General features: G+C 47.6%; 2 tRNA genes and 2 rRNA genes. All 4 read right to left on the bottom strand.

Features of this window, described 5'->3' with window-relative positions:
* Positions 1 to 137 precede the first annotated feature (137 nt).
* Positions 138 to 3012, bottom strand: a 23S ribosomal RNA gene (locus tag R2R28_RS28890).
* A 423-nt stretch (positions 3013 to 3435) separates the two neighbouring features.
* Positions 3436 to 3509, bottom strand: a tRNA-Ala gene (locus R2R28_RS28885).
* A gap of 20 nt (positions 3510 to 3529) precedes the next feature.
* Positions 3530 to 3604: transfer RNA gene (locus R2R28_RS28880), tRNA-Ile, on the bottom strand.
* A gap of 194 nt (positions 3605 to 3798) precedes the next feature.
* Positions 3799 to 5320: ribosomal RNA gene (locus R2R28_RS28875) — 16S ribosomal RNA — on the bottom strand.
* Together the 16S and 23S rRNA genes with 2 tRNA genes alongside form the textbook arrangement of a ribosomal RNA operon.
* Between the last annotated feature and the right edge of the window lie 476 nt (positions 5321 to 5796).

Raw genomic sequence — 5796 nt, 5'->3', positions numbered from 1 at the left:
GTTTTTAAATAAGGTTGAGGGTTCAAAGGTGTAGGGTATAAGGTTATTTCTCCTTACGCCTTAAGCCTTTTACCTTAAGCCTTAAATGACATATTATTGAAAGAAGTTAGTTTGAAGAACAAACAACAGTCTGTTTGCTTTGAAAGCTTCGGATGATTAGTACTACTCGACTGTGCTGTCGCCAGCTTTACATCTGTAGCCTATCAACGTAGTAGTCTGCTACGGTCCTATATGGAATTCTCATCTCGTGGCTAGTTTCGCACTTAGATGCTTTCAGCGCTTATCTATTCCCAGCGTAGCTACTCTGCAATGCCCCTGGCGGAACAACAGATTCACTAGAGGCTAGTCCAACCCGGTCCTCTCGTACTAAGGTCAGCCCCACTCAAAATTCCTACGCCCACAACAGATAGGGACCGAACTGTCTCGCGACGTTCTGAACCCAGCTCGCGTGCCACTTTAATCGGCGAACAGCCGAACCCTTGGGACCTTCTCCAGCCCCAGGATGTGACGAGCCGACATCGAGGTGCCAAACCTCCCCGTCGATATGAGCTCTTGGGGGAGATCAGCCTGTTATCCCCAGCGTACCTTTTATCCTTTGAGCGATGGCCCTTCCATGCAGAACCACCGGATCACTATATCCGTCTTTCGACCCTGATCGACCTGTATGTCTCACAGTCAAGCAAGCTTATGCTATTGCACTCCGCGTACGGTTACCAAGCGTACTGAGCTTACCTTTGAAAGCCTCCGTTACCTTTTTGGAGGCGACCACCCCAGTCAAACTACCCATCAAACAATGTCTCCCACTATGTGGGATTAGACACCGAATACAGAAAGGGTGGTATTTCAACGTTGGCTCCACGACGCCTAGCGACGCCGCTTCAAAGCCTCCCACCTATCCTACACATCCTGTATCCAATGTCAATGTTAAATTGTAGTGAAGGTGCATGGGGTCTTTCCGTCCCGTTGCGGGTACCCGGCGTCTTCACCGGGACCACAATTTCACCGAGCTCATGGCTGAGACAGCGCCCAGATCGTTACACCATTCGTGCAGGTCGGAACTTACCCGACAAGGAATTTCGCTACCTTAGGACCGTTATAGTTACGGCCGCCGTTTACTGGGGCTTCGATTCAATGCTTCTCTTACGATGACATCCCCTCTTAACCTTCCAGCACCGGGCAGGTGTCAGGCCTTATACCTCATCTTTCGATTTTGCAAAGCCATGTGTTTTTGTTAAACAGTCGCCTGGGCCTTTTCACTGCGGCTGACATTGCTGCCAGCGCCCCTTCTCCCGAAGTTACAGGGCCATTTTGCCGAGTTCCTTAGCCATGATTCACTCGAGCACCTTAGAATCCTCTTCCCGGATACCTGTGTCGGTTTGCGGTACGGGTTTTTATAACCTGAAGCTTAGCGGTTTTTCTTGGAAGTCTGATTACCTGCGCTATCCAATCACCCGAAGGTTTTTGGTACTATCAGCTTTCAGCATCGTTGGCGGATTTGCCTACCATCGATATACCTACGGCCTTTAACGATCTATTCCGTCAGATCGCGGCAGTGTCACTACTCCGTCCCCACATCGCAGTTATAAAAAGTACTGGAATATTAACCAGTTGTCCATCGAATTTCCCCTTCGGGTTCTCCTTAGGTCCCGACTAACCCTGATCCGATTAGCGTTGATCAGGAAACCTTATCCTTTCGGTGGGTGGGTTTCTCGCCCACCTTATCGTTACTTATGCCTACATTTGCTTTTCTATACGCTCCAGCACCCATTACCAGATACCTTCGCTGCATATAGAATGCTCCCCTACCGATATATTTCAATCCCATAGCTTCGGTGTACAATTTAATGCCCGTTTATTATCCATGCCCGATCGCTCGACTAGTGAGCTGTTACGCACTCTTTAAATGAATGGCTGCTTCCAAGCCAACATCCTAGCTGTCTGTGCAATCGGACCTCGTTAGTTCAACTTAACTGTAACTTGGGGACCTTAGCTGATGGTCTGGGTTCTTTCCCTCTCGGCGCGTGACCTTAGCACCCCGCGCCTCACTGCAGATCATATTTCATAGCATTCGGAGTTTGTCTGGATTTGGTAGGATTTGACTCCCCCGCACCCAATCAGTAGCTCTACCTCTATGAAACTTAATATCCACGCTGTTCCTAAAAACATTTCGGGGAGTACGAGCTATTTCCCAGTTTGATTAGCCTTTCACCCCTACCCACAGATCATCCGGAAACTTTTCAACGTTTATCGGTTCGGTCCTCCAGTACGTGTTACCGCACCTTCAACCTGTCCATGGGTAGATCACAAGGTTTCGCGTCTACCCCCTCTGACTATACGCCCTATTCAGACTCGCTTTCGCTTCGGATCCGTGCCTGAAGCACTTAACCTTGCCAGAGAGGAGTAACTCGTAGGCTCATTATGCAAAAGGCACGCCGTCACACAACTTGTATGCTCCGACCGCTTGTAAGTACACGGTTTCAGGTTCTATTTCACTCCCCTGTTCGGGGTTCTTTTCACCTTTCCCTCACGGTACTGGTTCACTATCGGTCTCTCAGGAGTATTTAGCCTTACCGGATGGTGCCGGCAGATTCCCACAAGGCGTCTCCGACCTCGCGGTACTCAGGATACTGCTAGACTAGCATTCTATACGTGTACCGGGCTATCACCGTGTATCGCTGGGCTTCCCATCCCATTCCACTTCTGTTTGCTAATGCCATATCGCAGTCCTACAACCCCACTAATGCCGTAACATTAATGGTTTGGGCTTTTTCCCTTTCGCTCGCCACTACTCAGGAAATCATTATTATTTTCTCTTCCTCTGCTTACTTAGATGTTTCAGTTCGGCAGGTTTGCTCATTATATGTGACATGTCTTCAACATGCCGGGTTGCCCCATTCGGAAATCTTCGGATTAATTCCTATTTGCAAATACCCGAAGCTTATCGCAGCTTATCACGTCCTTCATCGCCTCTGAGAGCCAAGGCATCCCCCGTGTACTCTTTATTACTTTCTTCTACTTGTACGCCTTTTGCGCCGTACAGTATGCTTTTTTTGCTCTTGTTATGATGTCTCATACCATGCATTGTATTGCTACACTGCCTGGTGAGCACAAACACAACAGTCGCCTATTGTTGTTTGCTCTTCTTTTTTAACTTCTTCCAATATGTCAAAGAACTTTACCAAGGCTGAAGGTCGAAGGTATAAAGGCGGAGGGTTTCATTGTCCCCAACCTAAGCTTCGTTTCAGCTTCGTTAGTAAAAAACTGCGGTCTCGAACCGTTTCATATATCCGATATTAATATATCTACATATGTGCCCCTTGGCGTTTTCTTCTTTCTTAATCTTTATGTCAATGTATATTACCAATCCAGGTAATCTTTGTATTTCTGTGTTTTTTGAAAGCTTTCAGCTTTGTCTTTAAGCTTTATGCTCAAATGTGGAGAATAACGGAGTCGAACCGTTGACCTCCTGCGTGCAAGGCAGGCGCTCTAGCCAGCTGAGCTAATCCCCCAAAAGGATTGTTATAAGGTGTAGTCCCGTCCAGATTTGAACTGGAGACCCCTACATTATCAGTGTAGTGCTCTAACCAGGCTGAGCTACGGGACTTTGCTTTTCGGTAAGCTTTTAAGTGGGCAGTAATAGTATCTTACCGCTACTGCTTTCCTTGGCTACCTCAGCGTTTGTCCGTTATGCTTATCCTATAATAGTTATAGCAGGCACACCGTTTCTTCTGGGTGTTTCTTTTTTCTCTTTTTTTTTGAAATATCATGTTGCGTTGCGGGTAGACGGTGCTACTCCAGAAAGGAGGTATTCCAGCCGCACCTTCCGGTACGGCTACCTTGTTACGACTTAGCCCCAGTTACCGGTTTTACCCTAGGACGCTCCTTGCGGTTACATACTTTAGGTACCCCCAGCTTCCATGGCTTGACGGGCGGTGTGTACAAGGCCCGGGAACGTATTCACCGCGTCATTGCTGATACGCGATTACTAGCGAATCCAACTTCATGGGGTCGAGTTGCAGACCCCAATCCGAACTGTGAATGGCTTTGTGAGATTCGCATCATATTGCTATGTAGCTGCCCTCTGTACCATCCATTGTAGCACGTGTGTAGCCCCGGACGTAAGGGCCATGATGACTTGACGTCGTCCCCTCCTTCCTCTCTGTTTGCACAGGCAGTCTGTTTAGAGTCCCCATCATTACATGCTGGCAACTAAACATAGGGGTTGCGCTCGTTGCGGGACTTAACCCAACACCTCACGGCACGAGCTGACGACAGCCATGCAGCACCTAGTTTCGTGTGATTGCTCACTGATCTATCTCTAAATCATTCACTAACTTTCAAGCCCGGGTAAGGTTCCTCGCGTATCATCGAATTAAACCACATGCTCCTCCGCTTGTGCGGGCCCCCGTCAATTCCTTTGAGTTTCACCCTTGCGGGCGTACTCCCCAGGTGGAACACTTAACGCTTTCGCTTAGCCGCTGACTGTGTATCGCCAACAGCGAGTGTTCATCGTTTAGGGCGTGGACTACCAGGGTATCTAATCCTGTTTGATCCCCACGCTTTCGTGCCTCAGCGTCAATAAGACCATAGTAAGCTGCCTTCGCAATCGGTGTTCTGAGACATATCTATGCATTTCACCGCTACTTGTCTCATTCCGCCTACCTCTAGTCCATTCAAGCCCATCAGTATCAAGGGCACTGCGATAGTTGAGCTACCGTCTTTCACCCCTGACTTAACAGGCCGCCTACGCACCCTTTAAACCCAATAAATCCGGATAACGCTTGGATCCTCCGTATTACCGCGGCTGCTGGCACGGAGTTAGCCGATCCTTATTCTTCTGGTACATTCAGCTTCCTACACGTAGAAAGGTTTATTCCCAGATAAAAGCAGTTTACAACCCATAGGGCAGTCTTCCTGCACGCGGCATGGCTGGTTCAGAGTTGCCTCCATTGACCAATATTCCTTACTGCTGCCTCCCGTAGGAGTCTGGTCCGTGTCTCAGTACCAGTGTGGGGGGCCATCCTCTCAGATCCCCTAGTCATCGTCGCCTTGGTGGGCCGTTACCCCGCCAACTAGCTAATGACACGCATGCCCATCTTAATCCTATAAATATTTGAACATTGGATAATGCTATCCTGTGTTTTTATGCGGTGTTAATCCGGATTTCTCCGGGCTATCCCCCTGATTAAGGTAGGTTGCATACGCGTTACGCACCCGTGCGCCACTTTCGATAAAAGCAAGCTTCTATCTATCGTTCGACTTGCATGTATTAGGCCTGCCGCTAGCGTTCATCCTGAGCCAGGATCAAACTCTCCATTGTAAAATGTGTTGTAAGATGCTGACCAGTTTTAACTATTGTTAAAAATAGTCTTCTTTTTGTTATGTTGTCTGTTAGACACCACCTTTAAAATAAAGCAAAATAATCATGTACTTTGATTAGTACTCCATTACCCCGCTACGCTACATTGACATCTCTTTTAAGAACTTATTGATCTTCTAAACCTCACGGCCGATCTTTATATCGTTTGGACCTCAGTTGGTAAAAGTCGTTTTCGTCTTTCACCTGTTTCGGCCAATTTCAATCTTGTTTTGTTATCTTTCCGACATCCGCCGTTCCGATTTTTTTACCCTTCCTTTCGGTTGGGAGTGCAAAGGTAAGGATCTTTTCCGAACTTCCAAATAAAATAAATTTTATTTTTTTAGCCTTCTTTTCTTCTTTCCCTCTATTTCAATACGCTGGTCTTAACCAGCTTTCCGCTCTTCCGAACCGGGCTGCAAAGGTAGCAATCTTTTTCT

The sequence above is a fragment of the Pedobacter miscanthi genome (assembly GCF_032678605.1).
Classification (GTDB): domain Bacteria; phylum Bacteroidota; class Bacteroidia; order Sphingobacteriales; family Sphingobacteriaceae; genus Pedobacter; species Pedobacter miscanthi_A.
This window is presented reverse-complemented; position numbering and strand designations above follow the sequence as displayed.